Raw genomic sequence first — 14,824 nt, forward strand, 5'->3', positions numbered from 1 at the left:
AATTTTCTTTATGAACTCCATAAAGAAAATCTATTAGGAACTTGTCTAAAATTATGATAGACTAAATTTGAGTAGTCTATCATTTTTCTATTTCTGTAGCAATTTTTGGAATTCCGATAGTGAATGTGATAGAATGTTTATGTTTGAGAAAGGAAGTAACAAAAATGTTTACAACTAATCTTTTAGCTGCCAACTGGTATGCTGACTTTTTAAAACACGTTCCAGATAGCAAGCTGTTTAGTTTGAGAGCCGTATTGGATGCATTTCCGGCAGTCATTGGGAAATTGCCTGTGACGATTTTATTAGCCCTAGGAGGCGCATTTTTTGGGATTATTTTTGCCATGATTTTTGCTCTGGTCAAAATTAATCGTGTACGAATTCTTTACCCGATTCAAGCTGTTTTTGTCAGTTTTTTGCGGGGGACTCCTTTGTTGGTTCAGTTGATGTTGACCTATTATGGGATTCCTCTTATTTTAAAAGCGATCAATCAGTCTTATGGAACAGCTTTTAATATTAATGCCATTCCAGCTGAGTTATTTGCAATTGTGGCTCTTGCCTTTAATGAGGCGGCTTATGCGAGTGAGACCATCCGGGCAGCCATTTTATCAGTGGATCCTGGTGAAATTGAGGCAGCGCGTAGTCTTGGAATGACCAACCGTCAAGTTTATCGCCGGATTATTATTCCCAATGCAGCAGTCGTTGCAACTCCTACTTTAATCAACTCTCTCATTGGCTTGACCAAGGGGACCTCGCTAGCCTTTAGTGCCAGTGTAGTTGAAATTTTTGCCCAAGCACGGATTATTGGGGGGAGCGATTTGAAGTACTTTGAACGCTTTATCACGGTATCGATTGTTTACTGGATTGTGAACATTCTCATTGAAATACTAGGCCGTCACATTGAACGTCGACTGGATATTGAGACTCCCGTAGCAATTGATTTACCAGATCAGGAGGTCCGGATCTAATGATTTATATTTCAGAATTATCAAAGACATTTTCAGGTCAAAAGGTTTTAAATAATCTAAGTTTGGAAATTCAAAAAGGGGAAGTCGTGGCCTTAATCGGGTCTTCGGGAGCTGGTAAATCAACCTTCTTACGCAGTTTAAACTATTTGGAAGCTCCAGACAGTGGTAGAATTAAGATTGATGATTTCGAGGTTGATTTTGAGCACATTACCCAAGATCAAATCTTGACCTTAAGAAGAAAATTGGCCATGGTGTTCCAACAGTTTAATTTGTTTGGTAGAAAAACAGCTCTTGAAAATGTGAAAGAAGGGCTCATTGTTGTGAAGGGCTTATCCGACCAAGAAGCAACGAAAATTGCTCGAGAAGAACTGGCAAAAGTCGGCTTATCGGATCGTGAAAATCACTATCCTCGTCACCTCTCAGGTGGACAAAAACAACGGGTGGCTTTGGCCCGTGCCTTGGCCATGAAACCAGAGGTTCTTTTGCTGGATGAACCGACTTCGGCCTTGGATCCAGAATTGGTTGGAGAAGTTGAAAAATCCATTGCCAATGCAGCAAAATCAGGACAAACCATGGTACTGGTCAGCCATGATATGTCTTTTGTAGCGCAAGTAGCAGATAAGGTCCTATTTTTGGATAAAGGACGGATTATTGAATCTGGAACACCAGAGGAAATCATGCAACATCCAAAAGAAGAACGGACAAAAGAATTCTTTGCTAGTTACAAACGGACCTATGTTTGATATAATAGAGGAGAGGTAAGACTCAGCTGGCGATGCTAGCTGGGTTTGTTTTCTGAAAATGTAAAAATATTTGGAGTCGTGATGTTAAATAAATTATTGTCCTTATATTTACAAAGTTTAGTGACGACAACGATTTTAGTTGGGATCGCTTCTTGTATTTGGATTGGCTACCGTGCCCTTAAGAAGAAAGATAAAACAGCCAAGCAACGACAAGCCCATTTGTATGATATCCTCTTAATTGATATCATGACGATTCCTATTTTAACCTTTGCGGTCATAGGGATTTTGTTTATCTTTCAAGCACGATAATTGCAAAAAGACCGTGTTAGAATTATAATGGTTACAACAAAACAGAAAGAGGTTGAGTATGTTTGATACAGTGATTATTGGAGCAGGTCCTGCAGGGATGACTGCTGCCCTTTATGCAGCACGAAGCAATTTAAAGGTCGCATTGATTGAGAGAGGAATTCCAGGCGGTCAAATGAACAATACGTCTGACATTGAAAACTATCCTGGCTATGCGAATATTAGTGGCCCAGACTTGGCTGAAAAAATGTTTGAGCCTTTAGAAAATCTTGGTGTGGAACATTTGTTTGGTCAGGTAGAGCGCATCGAAGACCTCGGAGCAACCAAAAAGATTGTCACAGATGATGGGGAATTTGAAGCTAAAACCGTGGTGATTGCAACAGGGTCTAACCACCGTCCATTGAATGTCCCTGGCGAAGAGGAGCTGAATAGTAGAGGGGTTTCCTACTGTGCTGTTTGTGATGGTGCTTTCTTTAGAGACGAGGATCTCTTGGTCGTTGGTGGTGGCGATTCTGCGGTAGAAGAAGCTGTCTTTTTGACTCAGTTTGCAAAAACAGTGACCATTGCCCATCGTCGTGATCAGTTGCGTGCCCAAAAAGTTCTTCAAGATCGTGCCTTTGCTAATGATAAAATTCACTTTGCTTGGAATACGGTTGTTGAAGAAATTAAGGGTGAACAAAAAGTAACGTCTGTCCTTTTAAAAGATGTGAAGACAGGAGAGGTTAGAGAGCAAGCCTTCGGTGGTGTCTTTATCTATGTCGGTTTAGATCCTGTCAGTGAATTTGCGACAGAACTTGGTATTTTAGATGAAAATGGCTGGGTGGTCACGGATGATCATATGAGAACCACAGTCCCAGGTATTTTTGCAGTTGGCGATGTTCGTCAAAAAGATTTGCGTCAAGTGACGACAGCCGTCGGAGACGGTGCGATTGCTGGCCAAGAAGTTTATAAATATATCACAGAAAACTTTTAATCCAAAAAATCTGAGCTTCCTGTCTCAGATTTTTTTCATGCTTTCCTTTCAGTATTCAATAGAGCTGAAATGTGCTATAATGGTACTAATTTTATGGTAGGAATTCATAGAACAAATCAATAAAAAAGAGGTATACATATGTATCCAGATGACAGTTTAACTTTGCATACTGATTTATACCAAATCAACATGATGCAAGTCTATTTTGATCAAGGTATCCACAATAAACATGCTGTATTTGAAGTATATTTTCGTCAACAGCCTTTTAAAAACGGTTACGCTGTATTTGCTGGCTTAGAGAGAATTGTGAAATACTTGGAAAACATGAGTTTTTCTGAGAGCGATATTGCCTATTTAGAGTCACTTGGTTATCATGGGGCCTTCTTGGAATATCTTCGTGATCTCAAGTTGGAATTGACGGTACGATCGGCTCAAGAAGGAGACTTAGTCTTTGCGAATGAACCAATTGTTCAGGTAGAAGGTCCTTTGGCTCAGTGTCAATTGGTGGAAACAGCCCTTTTGAATATCGTCAACTTTCAAACCTTGATTGCAACAAAAGCTGCTCGTATTCGTTCGGTCATTGAAGATGAGCCTTTGATGGAATTTGGAACCCGTCGTGCGCAAGAAATGGATGCTGCTATTTGGGGAACTCGAGCAGCAGTCATCGGAGGGGCCAATGGAACTAGTAATGTTCGTGCAGGAAAACTCTTTGGAATCCCAGTTTTAGGAACCCATGCCCATTCTCTTGTACAAGTATATGGGAATGACTATCAAGCCTTTAAAGCTTATGCGGAAACCCATAAAGATTGTGTCTTCCTCGTCGATACCTATGATACCCTTCGTATTGGGGTACCAGCAGCTATTCAGGTAGCACGTGAAATGGGAGATAAGATCAATTTCCTAGGCGTCCGGATTGACTCAGGAGATATTGCTTATATTTCTAAAAAGGTTCGCCAGCAATTAGATGAGGCTGGGTTTACAAATGCTAAAATCTACGCTTCTAATGACTTGGATGAAAATACCATCCTCAACTTAAAAATGCAAAAAGCAAAAATTGATGTTTGGGGTGTAGGAACCAAGTTAATTACAGCTTACGATCAACCAGCGCTTGGAGCGGTATACAAAATTGTCTCTGTTGAAAACGAAGCAGGAGAGATGATCAATACCATCAAGCTTTCCAATAATGCAGAGAAAGTTTCTACACCAGGTAAAAAGCAAGTCTGGCGGATTACCAGCCGTGAAAAAGGTAAGTCAGAAGGGGACTACATCACTTACGATGGAGTAGATGTTTCACAACTGACAGAACTTAAAATGTTCCATCCAACTTATACCTACATTAATAAAACAGTCCGAAACTTTGAGGCGGTTCCTCTTTTAGTGGATATTTTTAAAGAGGGTCAATTGGTTTATCAACTGCCAACATTATCAGAAATTCAAGAATATGCTCGTAAAAATTACGATCAATTATGGGATGAATACAAGCGCGTTCTCAATCCACAGCATTACCCAGTTGACTTGGCCAAAGATATTTGGCAGGATAAGATGGATCTGATCGAGGAAATGCGTAACAAGGCCAATGGAGAAGGAGAAGCAAAATGAGTTTGCAAGAAGAGATTATCCAACAATTGGGTGTCAAGCCTAGCATTGATCCTCAGGAAGAGATTCGCCGCTCGGTTGATTTCTTAAAAAGATATCTAAAAAAACATCCCTTCTTGAAAACATTTGTATTAGGGATCTCAGGAGGACAAGATTCAACTCTTGCTGGACGATTAGCTCAATTAGCCATGGAAGAAATGCGTGCAGAAACAGGAGATGCCTCCTATCAATTTATTGCCGTTCGTCTTCCTTATGGGGTACAAGCAGATGAAGCAGATGCACAAAAAGCATTGGCCTTTATCCAGCCGGATGTTAGCCTGGTTGTGAATATCAAGGAGTCTGCTGACGAAATGGTACGAGCAGTAGAAGCGACTGGAACAGAGGTTTCTGATTTTAACAAAGGCAATATTAAGGCTCGCAGTCGCATGATTGCTCAGTATGCTCTAGCTGGAGCACGCAGCGGAGCGGTGATTGGAACGGATCATGCTGCAGAAAATATTACTGGTTTCTTCACAAAATTTGGAGATGGTGGTGCAGATATTTTGCCCCTTTTCCGTTTGAATAAACGCCAAGGAAAACAATTGCTTAAGGCCTTAGGAGCCGATCCTGTTCTTTATGAGAAAATCCCAACAGCAGATTTGGAAGAAGAAAAACCAGGAATAGCAGATGAAGTAGCGCTGGGTGTCACCTATAATGAAATTGATGATTACCTAGAAGGCAAACAAGTGAGTCCAGAAGCTCAAGCCACTATTGAAAAATGTTGGTACAAAGGCCAACACAAACGCCACTTGCCAATCACAGTATTTGATCATTTTTGGGAGTAAAAAGGTCCAGTGGACCTTTTTAGCCCGAGTCTTAAAATAGGAGAACGAGGTAGAAATCGGTAACTCGTAGAGTTCTATTTCGTAGTCTCACCATACAATATTGTGAAAAGCATTAAAAAGAAGGGCGGTTTCATCCGTCCTTTTCTTCTAGATTAAAGTAACCAACTTGCAAAGTTCAAGTTGCATGAAAAAATGAAGGGAGACAATCTATGAAGCATCTTGGAAGTCTTGTCATAGAGACGGAGCGTTTATACATGAGGCCTTTCGTTTTGGAGGATGCATCAGCGATGTTTGAAAATTGGGCTTCTGATCCTGAAACCCTGAAATATGTCACCTGGGATGCCCATGCATCTTCTGAGAGAACTAGAGAATCGATCAAACGATGGATCGAACAGTATCGTAAATCAGATACTTATAAATGGGCGATCTGTTTGAAAACATCACCGGATCAGGTAATTGGAGATATTAGTGTGGTTTCTCAGGACCCGGAAAGTCAATCATGCGAGCTAGGTTATATCCTTGGCAAGAAATTCTGGGGGCAGGGATTCATGACAGAAGCCGTCATAGCTGTTTTGGCTTTCTTATTGAACGAAGTCGGATTTAAAGAAATCAAAGCCACTTATGTCAGTTTAAATCCTGCTTCAGGGAAAGTCATGGAAAAGACAGGAATGCAGTATGTAGAAACCATCCCTCATGCCATTCAACGCAAAGGATATTGTGGGGATAAAATCATCTATTCTATACAGAATCCCTCTCTATAGGGTGATTTTTACTTGAAGATTCTGCTCAAAGGATTATAATAGTAAATAACGAAAAAAGGAGATTGCTATGTCAGAATTAACGAAAGAATTTACAGACCAGCTCTATGCTAATTATGAAGCAAATGTGAAATATGCGGCTCTTGAAAATGCTGTTACCCACAATGGGATCCATGCATCGCTTGAAACGCGCAAGAGTGCAGTAGAAAATACACCAGTTTTTTCACTTGATTTGACCAAGGATAAGGTGACAAACCAAAAAGCATCTGGACGTTGTTGGATGTTTGCGGCTTTAAATACCTTCCGTCACAAGATGATTTCAAGCTTCCAATTGGAGGATTTTGAATTGTCTCAAGCACATACTTTCTTTTGGGATAAGTATGAAAAATCAAACTGGTTTTTGGAGCAAGTGATTGCTACAGCAGATCAAGAATTGACCAGCCGTAAGGTGGCTTTTCTCCTACAAACCCCACAACAAGATGGTGGTCAATGGGATATGGTGGTATCCCTCTTTGAGAAATACGGAGTGGTTCCAAAATCAGTTTATCCGGAATCGATTTCTTCAAGTAATAGCCGGGAATTGAACACCTACCTCAATAAACTCTTGCGTCAAGATGCGCAAATCTTGCGTGACTTGATTCACTCAGGCGCAGATAGTGAGGCAGTTGCGAGCAAGAAACAAGCGTTGTTGCAAGAAATCTTTAACTTCTTGGCTATGTCTTTAGGATTGCCTCCGCGTGAATTTGACTTTTCATACCGTGATAAGGACAACCAATTCCATACCGAAAGTGGCTTAACTCCACAAAGCTTCTACAAAAAATATGTAGACCTTCAATTAGACGATTACGTCTCCATTATCAATGCCCCAACTACAGATAAGCCATATGGAAAATCTTACACCGTAGATATGCTGGGCAATGTGGTTGGTAGCCGTCCAGTCCGCTACCTAAATGTTCCAATGGATCGATTGAAAGAATTAGCTATTGCTCAAATGAAAGCAGGAGAAACTGTCTGGTTTGGTTCAGATGTAGGCCAAGTCAGCAACCGTAAAGCCGGAATCCTGGCAACAGATGTCTACGATTTTGAAGCAGGCATGGACATTCATTTGACACAAGACAAGGCGGGTCGCTTGGACTATGCAGAAAGTCTCATGACACACGCTATGGTCTTGACAGGGGTTGATTTAGACGAAGCAGGTCAGCCTCGTAAATGGAAGGTTGAAAATTCATGGGGAGACAAGGTCGGTACAGATGGTTACTTTGTGGCTTCTGATGCTTGGATGGATGAATATACCTATCAAATCGTGGTTCGTAAAGAATTCCTAACAGCAGACGAATTAGCAGCCTATGAAGCAGAACCAATTGTCCTAGCACCGTGGGATCCAATGGGAGCTTTAGCAAAATAATGATATAGAAAAGAGCCGAAAGGCTCTTTTCAGATTGAAGACAAAATATCTTAAAAACTTTCCTTAGGTGAGTACGGACGTCAGCGAACTTCTACGAAGTTCCATGACTAATTATTGAGCCTAAGGTCTCAATAATTCCGAGTGCCTGAAACAATAACGTTTCAAGCACTTTTCTCACAGCGGAAAGTTTCAGTATTTTCTTAAATCGATTTAAATATTGGAACTCAATTTTGTTTTTTGCAGAATCACTTAACTTATTTTGCTTTAAAATAGTTTGTCTACATTCTAATAAGAGCCGAAAGGCTCTTTTTTTTATATACTCAAAAATAAAAAAGCTGGGAAGTCTAACTAAATAAATCAGATTTTATTCGTTCTGGTTTTTTAACCATTGTTTTAAAAAAAGCCGGGCAAAAGCCCGACTTCTCCATTCTATTATTCGTTATGATTGTTAGAGTCTTGCGAAGAAGGCTCAGATGGTTTAGATTGATTTTCTTCGTTCGAAGAGCTAGACGATGGTTCTTCATACGAATACTGATCAGTGGAATAACTTGGCTCATAGTAGTAGTTATTGTAGTTGTTCTTACCATTGTTTAAGTAGAGATAAGAACCACTTCGATACAGTCCACTTGGTTGCGTCCAATCCGTATGACCAGAGTTATTATTATTAGCAAGATAGAGCATCATTTGACGGTAGACATCCGTTGCGACCTGTATTCCATTATCCAATACTGGTGTAAAGCGATTGGAATAACCTGTCCATACTGCCATGGCATATTCAGGAGTGTAGCCTACAAACAATTCATCCGGTGTTACAATATTTGAATAAGCATTTTTTGTCAATTTACCGATTTCGTTATCAGCATAGTTTGATGTACCTGTCTTACCAGCTTGGTAGATTCCCGAAATGGCAGCATTTGTACCGGTACCAGACAAGAGAACTGTCTTCATCATATCTGTCATCATGTAGGCAGTTGTTGCTTTCATTGCACGAGTTCCTTCGGACTCAAATTCCTTGGTTGTGCCATCACTAAAGACAACCCGACTAACATAGGATGGTTTGTAATAGGTACCGCCATTGGCAAAAGCAGCATAGGCAGCTGCCATTTTCTCACTGCTGGCTCCGTATTTGTTGCTAGAATCGCTAGTGTTACTCGAGATAGCGTTGGCGTAAACCATTTCTGGGTAATCGATCCCTAATCCATTGAGGAATTTCTTAGCTTGTTTAAGACCAACTTTTTCCAGGGCCTTCACCGCAGGCACGTTACGAGATTGTTGAATTGCGTAGGTAATGGACATGCTACCATAGTATGAACGGTCCCAGTTGTAGACAGGCGTTGATGAATGAGGGAAGTTGTATGGCGCATCTGTTGTAGTAGCTGCTGTAGAGGTATATTCCTCATGTTCAAGAGCTGGTGCGTAATCTGTGATTGGTTTCATTGTTGAACCCCAGTCACGGTTCGTTTCAACCGCTTGGTTTGTACCAAAGGAAACATTGCTGGATTGGTGACGAGAACCCAGCTGAGCAATGACTTTACCAGTATTGACATCAATAACGGTAGAAGCTACTTGCATTTCATCATCCGGGTAATTGACATATTCATCTGTATTGTAGATATCCCATAGTTTCTTTTGAGCTTCTGTATCCACGTTTGTATAGACATCCATTCCGGTTGTCAACAAATTGTAGCCCGTTTCTTCTTCGACTTGCTCGATCACTTCTTTTAGGTAATTATCCATATAGGCTGGGTAACTGCTTGAAGAACTGAGACTTTGCAGACCATCTGTAACAGGTGTATTGACCGCTGCTTCGTATTGTTTGTTAGAAATGGTCTTCATATCGAGCATTTCTTTTAATACTAAGTTTCGGCGCTGTTGCGCTGCTTCAGGATGGGAGTATGGATCGTATTGGTTTGGTGCTTGGGGCATCCCCGCAAGGAGTGCCAATTGAGGGAGCGAAAGATCTTTTAGATCTTTTCCGTAATAACTTTTCGCAGCTGTCTGCATTCCGTAGTTCCCATTCGCCATAAATACTTTATTGACGTAATAGGTCAAGATTTCTTGTTTGGTTGCTTTCTTTTCTAGTTGGGTTGCTAACCAAGCTTCTTGGATCTTACGAGAGAGGGTACGGTCAGAGGCTGAAGTGGAGAAATAGGTTAACTTGATCAATTGTTGCGTCAAGGTTGACCCACCTTGACTTCCTCCTCGTAAGTTGTGAAGGAAGGAACCGCCGATCCGAATGATGTCGACCCCACGGTGATTGAAGAAACGGTGGTCTTCAATCGCAACGATAGCATTGACCAAATCAGTAGGGATTTCATTGGCTGTGACATTGATTCGTTTCTCAGCTCCCAAATCCGCGATCAAGTTATTTTGGTTGTCATAGATCTTACTAGATGTTGTTGCAACCAAATCTTTTTCAGACAAGGTTGGTGCTTTCATAGCATAGTAACTAAATATCAGTCCACCGAGGACAAATAAAAGTAAGAAAAATGAAATGGCTGCGATGGCAACATATTTCAACCATTGAATGACTGTTTGTTTATTCATTTAAATACCGCCTAGAAGTTTCTGTTCGATAATATCAAGATAAGGAACGCTTGGAAGACGATTCTTATCTACTAGAAAGCCGTGCTCCTGAATATAGGAGAGGGGCATGGATTTACTACCATGATCGATGTTGTAATAGTGAATTAATGCAGGAGCAGGAAGTAAGTAGGTTTCACTCAACTTTGCAAAATGCAAGAGAACGAAACAGATACCGCCTTGCTGGACAACCGCCTCCATATGATCGATTTGATGTTGATGAAAATTTTTCATCGGCATGGATTGCTTTTGCTGTGTTTCCTTAGCTTCAAAATCGATATAGCGTCCCTTGTATACTCCAGAATAGTCCGTCGTTGAGGCTTGCCTGAAATAGGCTTCAACAATCTTTGCCCGACTGCGACGTGGATAATCTACTTTCACGATTTGAATCGGTGTTGGTTTTTTATGGATGACTGCCAGACCTCGAGAAAGATAGTATTGATTACTTTCATTGATCATTTTTTCAAATGTCATCCCACGATTCGCAAAGTCGACTGGATGTTTCCTTTGTGTAGAGACCAAGGTTTTTTTGGCTACTTTATGTGGATAGTTGACCATAGTTCTCCTTATTGGTACAATTACATCACTCTATTATATCATAAATTAGAATAATGAGGAAAAAATGAATACCATACTTGTTGCAGGTTATAAGAGTTTTGATGTGGGCGTCTTTTCCAATAAAGACCCTCGACTGACCATTATCAAAAAAGCCATTGAAAGAGATCTTCGTCGTTTATTTGAAGAAGGAGTGAAATGGCTGGTCTTTTCTGGTAATTTGGGATTTGAGGCTTGGGTACTAGAGGTCGCCTTTGCATTAAAAAAAGATTACGATTTTCAAATGGCGACGATCTTCCTATTTGAGAATATTGGCGAAAATTGGAATGAAAGCAATCAGGAATTATTAGCACGCTTCAAACAGGTGGATTTCGTGAAATATGCCTATCCTCACTATAGCAATCCGGGTCAACTAAAAGAATACAATCAGTTTTTGATAGATAACGCGGATGGAGCTTATGTTTTTTATGATCCAGAAAATGAAACCAATTTAAAATATCTTTACAAAATGATGGTAGAAAAAGAACCATTTTATGTCAAACAATTAAGTTTTGATGACTTAAATGAACTTGCTGAAAATTTTTACGAAAACTAAGTGTTATACCTTGATTTTTCTTACCATTTTTTTATATAATTGAGATGATGAACTAGATTGGAGAGAGTAATGGCGAGTATTATTTTTACTGCGAAAGATATTTTTGATCAAGATTTCAAACGAGAAGTTCGTGGTTATAATAAAGATGAAGTAAATGAATTTTTGGATGATGTCATAAAAGACTATGAAACCTATGCTGCTTTGGTGAAGGAATTGCGTGAAGAAAACGCCCGCCTTCGTGAAGATCTTGCCCAAAAAGCACAGGAAACACCACAAACATCTCCGATTGCTAGCACCGCTACGCAAGAATTTCCGCAAGTGACAACAGCGACGAACTTTGATATACTCAAACGTCTCAATCGTTTGGAAAAAGAAGTTTTTGGGAAACAGATCGTAGATCGCGATTAGTAATCCCATAGATTGTGCAATTTTTGGATAATCGCGTGAGAAAATACTCTCATGAGGAAAGTCCATGCTAGCACAGGCTGTGATGCCTGTAGTGTTTGTGCTAGGTGAATCCATAAGCCTAGGGACTTGGTATTCAAGTTACGGCGAGTGAAGGAGCTAAGTCTAAGGATAAGCTCTAGTAACTCTGAAAGTGCCACAGTGACGTAGTTTTTAGGGAAACCTAAAAAGTGGAACGCGGTAAACCCCTCAAGCTAGCAACCCAAACTTTGGTCGGGGCATGGAATGCGTGGAAACGAACATAGCATTCTGACTGGAAACAGTAGACAGATGATTATCGAAAGAAATGGTACCTAGTCATTTCTGGAACAAAACATGGCTTATAGAAAATTGCATATAGGTTGATGAGGTGGAGAGAGATCTCAACCTCCTTTTTTAAAGTGATAGGAATAAGATGAAAAAACAATTTGAATTGATTGCAACGGCCGCTGCTGGTATAGAGGCTGTTGTTGGTCGAGAACTACGCGATCTCGGCTACGATTGCCAGGTTGAAAATGGACGGGTTCAATTTCAAGGAGACCGTCGAGCAATCATAGAGACCAATCTCTGGTTGCGCGCGGCTGATCGAGTGAAAATTGTGGTTGGGACTTTTCCAGCCAAAACCTTTGAAGAACTTTTTCAAGGTGTCTTTGCTTTGGATTGGGAAAACTATTTGCCTTTAGGAGCACGTTTTCCTATTTCTAAGGCTAAATGTGTCAAATCAAAACTCCATAATGAACCTAGCGTTCAGGCCATTTCGAAAAAAGCAGTGGTTAAAAAGTTACAAAAACACTATGCCCGACCAGAAGGTGTTCCTCTCATGGAAAATGGGGCAGAGTTCAAGATCGAAGTATCGATCCTTAAAGACCAAGCCACTGTCTTGATTGACACCACTGGTAGTAGCCTCTTCAAACGTGGTTATCGGACTGAAAAAGGGGGAGCCCCTATTAAGGAAAATATGGCAGCGGCAATTCTTCTACTGTCAAACTGGTATCCAGATAAGCCCTTGATTGACCCGACATGTGGTTCTGGAACGTTTTGTATTGAGGCAGCGATGATTGCGAGAAATATGGCACCTGGTTTACGTCGGACCTTTTCTTTTGAAGAATGGAACTGGATGGATGATCGCTTGATTCATGAAGTCCGTCAAGAAGCAAGCAGAAAAATCAATCGCGAGATCGAATTGGATATTATGGGAACCGATATCGATGCACGGATGGTTGAGATTGCCAAAGAAAATGCCCAGAAAGCGGGCGTTAGCAGTGACATTACTTTCAAACAAATGCGAGTCCAAGATCTTCACTCAGATAAGATCAACGGGGTGATTATCTCCAACCCTCCATATGGAGAACGCTTATCCGATGATGAGGGTGTGACGAAATTGTATACTGAAATGGGGCACGTATTTGCACCTCTCAAAACCTGGAGTAAATTTATCTTAACCAGTGATGAAGGTTTTGAATCTAAATTCGGTAGTAAAGCAGATAAAAAACGAAAACTTTATAACGGAACCCTAAAAGTTGATCTCTACCAATATTTTGGGGAACGAGTAAAACGGCAGATAAAGGCATAGAAAGGATTTTTATGACAGAGAAGGATAATAAGCCATTAGAGCAAGAAACAGAATCAATTTTAGAGTTTGAAGATGCTAAAGAGATGACGATTGGGCAAGCCAATCGAAAGGCAGAAGAAATCGAAGCAGGTGTAACGGAAGGTGATAATGTCTTAGACAAATACATCAAACAACACCGAGCTGAAATTGAAGCTGAAAAATACGATACAAAAATTTTGGCCAAAGAAGAATTGGCTAAAGCTGAAGAGTTGGCAGCTACAGAAACAGTTGCTGAAGTAGCTGAAGCAGTGGAGGCACCGGAAGTAACGGAAACGGTCTTGGAACAAAGACCTGAAATGGATGCTATCTCAACAGAATTACCTGCTAAGATTAAATTTGGACCCACACCAACTGAACCAGTTGTAGAAGCAGAGGACCTTCCTGAGGAAACACCAAGCAATGCGGGTAAACGAATCAAAGCGGTTCTATACTCTGCATTAGGCCTTGCGATTGTCGGTTCGGCCATTTTTGTGACCTATAACTGGATGCACAGTCGTGGAAAATCTGGTGGTACAACTGTTGTATCGTCTTCATCTAGCAAGTCATCTTCTACTTCTAAATCAAGTAGCAGTGAAACACAAGCTCAAAAATTGGAAGAGTTTACCAAAGCCTACGATACCTTTTTTGTAGATGAATCAAAAAGTGCTCTTAAAAATGATAAATTCGGAGACTTGGAAAATCTGAAGAAACTGCTGGACAAATTAGAAGGAAGCAGTGATTATAATGCGGCTAAAACAAAATATGAAGACCTTGTGAAGCAAGTTTCTGCCATTCAAAAAGTGAATTCTCAATTTAGTTCTCCAGTCATCAAAGATGGAGTTCTTGATGCAACTGCCAAAGCGAAAAGTGATGCGACCTTTGCAGAAACAAAGACAGGCAATGAAAAATTAGATAGCTTATTGAATGAGGCGGTTGCGCAAGGACGTTCACAACAAGTTGCGACACCGGCACCAGTGACAGGAACAGGTGGTACAGATACCTCTAACGCAGCCCCAGCCCCAGCTCAGGCAGCAACGCCTACGGCCCCAGCTGTCAATGCTGCTACAGGTGGTGCAGTAACGGCAAGTCCAGGCTATTCAGGATACGGTCTTCCAAGCGATGGTGTCCCACTTCAGCGGAATCTGAGCCGTGTGCCATATAACCAAGCAGCTATCAATGATGTCAATAATCCGGCTTGGGTGTTTGGTGATGGGATCCTTGAAAAAGTACTGAACATTGCTCGTAAACGTGGGCATATCACTGGCAATCAATACATTTTAGAGCGTGTCAATATCATTAACGGTAATGGCTATTACAACCTCTTCAAACCAGATGGAACCTATCTCTTTAGTATCAATGCCAAGACTGGTTATTTCGTAGGAAACGGAAAAGGTCATTCAGATGCTCTGGATTATTAATGCTTGATCAGACATCCCTTTTCTGGGAAAAATGACAATAAAAAAGAGAGTGGGACAGAAATCGGTAA

Annotated in this window: 14 protein-coding genes and 1 other RNA gene; 13 read left to right on the top strand and 2 right to left on the bottom strand. The window is 40.8% G+C overall.

Going from position 1 to position 14,824, the window contains the following annotated elements; genetic code table 11:
- The first annotated feature begins 164 nt into the window (after positions 1-164).
- The 8 genes from HMPREF2918_RS01940 to pepC all read left to right on the top strand — a co-directional run bounded on the left by HMPREF2918_RS01940 (position 165) and on the right by pepC (position 7,570).
- A complete protein-coding gene (locus tag HMPREF2918_RS01940) occupies positions 165-965 on the top strand; it encodes an amino acid ABC transporter permease (protein ID WP_024054761.1) in 801 nt (266 codons plus the stop codon).
- A complete protein-coding gene (locus HMPREF2918_RS01945; protein ID WP_003003991.1) occupies positions 965-1,708 on the top strand; it encodes an amino acid ABC transporter ATP-binding protein in 744 nt (247 codons plus the stop codon). The genes HMPREF2918_RS01940 and HMPREF2918_RS01945 overlap by 1 nt, the downstream gene beginning before the upstream one ends.
- A gap of 81 nt (positions 1,709-1,789) precedes the next feature.
- Entirely contained in the window at positions 1,790-2,017 is a 228-nt protein-coding gene (locus HMPREF2918_RS01950) for a DUF4059 family protein (protein ID WP_003003995.1), read from the top strand.
- A gap of 58 nt (positions 2,018-2,075) precedes the next feature.
- On the top strand, positions 2,076-2,987 hold the full coding sequence (gene trxB / locus HMPREF2918_RS01955; RefSeq protein WP_070594445.1) for a thioredoxin-disulfide reductase: 912 nt from the start codon (positions 2,076-2,078) through the stop codon (positions 2,985-2,987).
- 138 nt (positions 2,988-3,125) lie between these two features.
- Entirely contained in the window at positions 3,126-4,586 is a 1,461-nt protein-coding gene (locus tag HMPREF2918_RS01960) for a nicotinate phosphoribosyltransferase (RefSeq protein WP_070594446.1), read from the top strand.
- Positions 4,583-5,407 carry an ammonia-dependent NAD(+) synthetase gene (gene nadE / locus HMPREF2918_RS01965; protein WP_070594447.1) on the top strand — a complete coding sequence of 275 codons (825 nt, stop codon included), beginning with the start codon at positions 4,583-4,585 and terminating at the stop codon, positions 5,405-5,407. Before HMPREF2918_RS01960 ends, nadE begins: the two co-directional genes overlap by 4 nt.
- 209 nt (positions 5,408-5,616) lie before the next feature.
- Positions 5,617-6,168: a GNAT family N-acetyltransferase gene (locus tag HMPREF2918_RS01970; protein WP_049490969.1), complete on the top strand. Its 552-nt coding sequence runs from the start codon at positions 5,617-5,619 to the stop codon at positions 6,166-6,168.
- A 67-nt stretch (positions 6,169-6,235) separates the two neighbouring features.
- Positions 6,236-7,570, top strand: a complete 1,335-nt coding sequence (pepC, locus tag HMPREF2918_RS01975; RefSeq protein WP_009732326.1) for an aminopeptidase C — start codon at positions 6,236-6,238, stop codon at positions 7,568-7,570.
- A 432-nt stretch (positions 7,571-8,002) separates the two neighbouring features.
- Here the strand turns inward: pepC and pbp1a are convergent, their stop codons facing one another.
- Together pbp1a and recU are read right to left on the bottom strand one after the other, a co-directional pair.
- The gene (gene pbp1a / locus HMPREF2918_RS01980; RefSeq protein ID WP_021154545.1) at positions 8,003-10,117 is read right to left on the bottom strand and encodes a penicillin-binding protein PBP1A; all 2,115 of its coding nucleotides are present in this window, start codon (positions 10,115-10,117) and stop codon (positions 8,003-8,005) included.
- A complete protein-coding gene (gene recU, locus HMPREF2918_RS01985; protein ID WP_003010355.1) occupies positions 10,118-10,711 on the bottom strand; it encodes a Holliday junction resolvase RecU in 594 nt (197 codons plus the stop codon).
- Between the two features lie 64 nt (positions 10,712-10,775).
- On the opposite strand from recU, the gene HMPREF2918_RS01990 reads away from it, so the two are divergent.
- The 5 genes from HMPREF2918_RS01990 (at position 10,776) to HMPREF2918_RS02010 (ending at position 14,756) form a co-directional block, all read left to right on the top strand.
- Positions 10,776-11,303: an SLOG family protein gene (locus HMPREF2918_RS01990; protein ID WP_070594448.1), complete on the top strand. Its 528-nt coding sequence runs from the start codon at positions 10,776-10,778 to the stop codon at positions 11,301-11,303.
- Between the two features lie 69 nt (positions 11,304-11,372).
- Positions 11,373-11,711 (top strand): cell division regulator GpsB, encoded by a 339-nt coding sequence (gene gpsB, locus HMPREF2918_RS01995; protein WP_045760266.1) that lies wholly within the window; start codon positions 11,373-11,375, stop codon positions 11,709-11,711.
- A 19-nt stretch (positions 11,712-11,730) separates the two neighbouring features.
- Positions 11,731-12,096: RNase P RNA component class B (gene rnpB / locus HMPREF2918_RS02000), an RNA gene on the top strand.
- Between the two features lie 66 nt (positions 12,097-12,162).
- Complete coding sequence (locus tag HMPREF2918_RS02005; protein WP_070594449.1) at positions 12,163-13,320, top strand: THUMP domain-containing class I SAM-dependent RNA methyltransferase; 1,158 nt, start codon at positions 12,163-12,165, stop codon at positions 13,318-13,320.
- Between the two features lie 11 nt (positions 13,321-13,331).
- Entirely contained in the window at positions 13,332-14,756 is a 1,425-nt protein-coding gene (locus HMPREF2918_RS02010) for a cell division site-positioning protein MapZ family protein (RefSeq protein ID WP_070594450.1), read from the top strand.
- Positions 14,757-14,824: the final 68 nt, after the last annotated feature.

This window comes from Streptococcus sp. HMSC065C01 (assembly GCF_001813525.1).
In the GTDB taxonomy this organism is placed as follows: domain Bacteria; phylum Bacillota; class Bacilli; order Lactobacillales; family Streptococcaceae; genus Streptococcus; species Streptococcus parasanguinis_V.